The sequence below is a fragment of the Hydrogenivirga sp. 128-5-R1-1 genome, assembly GCF_000171895.1.
Genome location: NZ_ABHJ01000106.1, coordinates 1 through 2,534, shown reverse-complemented (window position 1 = coordinate 2,534; position 2,534 = coordinate 1). Strand labels below are relative to the sequence as shown.

General features: G+C 30.6%; 3 protein-coding genes. All 3 read right to left on the bottom strand.

Going from position 1 to position 2,534, the window contains the following annotated elements; all coding sequences use genetic code 11:
• A partial coding sequence (locus HG1285_RS04715; protein WP_008288572.1) for a PHP domain-containing protein occupies nucleotides 1–407 on the bottom strand: 407 nt, incomplete at its 3' end.
• The gene (locus tag HG1285_RS04720) at nucleotides 408–632 is read right to left on the bottom strand and encodes a hypothetical protein (protein WP_008288571.1); all 225 of its coding nucleotides are present in this window, start codon (nucleotides 630–632) and stop codon (nucleotides 408–410) included.
• Nucleotides 632–2,534, bottom strand: a 1,903-nt coding sequence (locus HG1285_RS04725; protein WP_008288570.1) for a DNA gyrase subunit A, incomplete at its 5' end; no start/stop codon positions are given. The genes HG1285_RS04720 and HG1285_RS04725, both read right to left, overlap by 1 nt.

Below are 2,534 nucleotides of genomic sequence, written 5' to 3'. Positions count from 1 at the left end.
TCTCCTTTCCATTTATAATGTTCAAATTCAAAGTTATTGGGATGAGAAATTACAGGTAATTTGTTTCCAAGTTTTAATAATCTTCCACTTTCAGTATTTATCTCAATTCCAGCAAAAACCCTGTCATTTTCAAAATACTTATAATCATCATTGTTATGGTCTGTAATAAAGACAAAATCTATATCATTTTCTTCCATTGCTTTTTTTATGTCAGAAGGCTTTCCAAGAGAATCAAAAGAAAATTGTGTATGTATGTGGGCTATTACCTTATATTTATTTATATTTTGGTGAGGCTTAACATAAGTAGTTAAGTTTTTATCTTCTAATTTTAAAAATTTATAAGGATAGAATTCCCAGAATATAACATAAACTATCAATAAAAATAATACTGCTGTAAGTATTTCCAATCAGGACTTTTCCTCTCTGTTTTTTTTAAAAAGTGTGTATAAACTTGAAATTCCAAAATATATCATAAAAAGTCCCACTGAAGCAGGTATCAGTGAGACCAAAAATCTCCCGAACTTAATTGAATTATCAGGAATTCCAATATTTATAAGTGCAGGTAAATTGGTATAAACTGCATATACACCTATAATAATAGTCAGAATATATAATGCTACAGCAACAAACATTAATCACCTTTATACTTTATTTTAGGTTTTGCAAGCCATATTATCTCTTCATTTAAAAGTTTATCTCCCATGGCAGTTCTTTTAGCAACAGGAATTCTTTTATCGTCTATTATCATCTTAAATACTTTCCCACCAGATGTAGATAAAATAACTTCATCTTCAATATTTACACTTGTGCAAATATTAAGTTCATCGCCTTTTTGAAGTTTTACAGCCATCAATCCTTTTTGAGCTCTTTTCTTTATAGGAAATTCTTCTTTGTTTACAAGTTTGCACTGCCCGTTTTTTGTTATTGTGAGAATGTACTCTTCGCTGTTTACTAAAAATCCACCTTTCACATAATCTCCTTCATCAAGGTCAATTCCTTCAACACCTTTTGCTTTAGCACCAGTAACTCTTATTTGATTTCTTTCAAATATAAGCAGGTCTGCTTTTGCAGTATAAATAGCTATATATGACGGGTGGTCATCTGCAAATGCCATTACTATCTCATCATCTTCTTGAAGTGGAATAATCTGCTGATTTTGAGATTTATAAAAAATATCTTCAAAAGTCATTCTTTTAATTATGCCGTTTTTAGTAAGCAGGAATAGTCTATCTTCTTCTCCTTCTGATTTGAAGGCAGTTCCAACTATTTTGTTTTCATCAATATATTTTAGTTTGCCTTCGCCTTTTGGAAGGTCAGCTGCCAATGACCATATACATCTACCGTCATTTGTAATAAAAGCAATAGGTTGTGAAGATTTGATTTCTTGTATGGAAACAAGATAATCTCCTGGGAGTATTAGAGATGTTATTTCATTTATAACCTTGTTAAATATCCTTTCTTTTTCTTCTCTATCTTCTGGATTATCTATTTTGTAATTAATAATTTTTCCATTGCTTAAAACAGCGATTATATAATTTTCTTCAAATGTAAGTTTTCCTTCATCTTTTTCAAGAACAATAGTTTTTCTATCATCTCCATATTTTTCTAAAAGCTCATCTATTTCATTAATAAAAACTTTTATTTTCTCCTGCTCTGAAGATAATATTTCTCTGTATCTTTCTATCTGTTTTCTGAGCTCATCAGCCTCATTGTATAGTTTTTCACTTTCAAGTGAAGTAAATCTTGAAAGCCTCATATCAAGTATTGCCTGTGCCTGTGTATCTGAAAGCTGGAATTCTGATGTAAGTTTAAATTTAGCTTCTGCCGAATCCTTTGAACCTCTAACTATTTCTATTACCCTATCTGCATTTTCAAGAGCTTTTAAAAGTCCTTCTATTATGTGAAGTCTTTTTTCAGCCTTTTGTAATTCATATAAAGTTCTCTTTGTTATTACTTCTATCCTATGCTTTATGAATTCAAGTAAAACTTCTTTTAAACTTAGAGTTTTTGGTTGTTTGCCAACTAAAACAGTTAAATTTATCGGAATAGATTTTTGAAGCTGTGTTCTTTGGTAAAGTTTTTTCAATACCTTTTCAGGATTTGCTTCTCTTTTTAGTTCAACAATTATTCTAATTCCATCTCTATCTGACTCGTCTCTAAGGTCTGAAATTCCTTTTTCTTTTCCTGTTCTAACTAACTCTGCTATTCTTTTAATTAGTTCAACTTTATTTACCTGATATGGAATTTCATAGATTACAATTCTGTGTCTATTACCTGCAAGTTTTTCTATTCTTGCTTTTCCTTTTAATGTTATAGAGCCTCTACCGTCTTCATATATTTTTACCATATCTTTATGGGATGTTGTTAAAATTCCTCCTGTTGGAAAATCTGGTCCTTTTATAAACTGACAAAGCTCCTCAACAGTTGCATTTGGAAACTCTGCTAAGTATTTAAGAGCTTCTGCAACCTCTGTAAAGTTATGTGGTGGTATGCTTGTTGAAAGTCCAACAGCAATACCTGTTGCTCCATTGCAG

What these genes read in the sequence shown, in the direction of transcription:
- HG1285_RS04720 (WP_008288571.1), bottom strand. Translation starts at nt 632, where the DNA reads ATGTTTGTTGCTGTAGCATTATATATTCTGACTATTATTATAGGTGTA.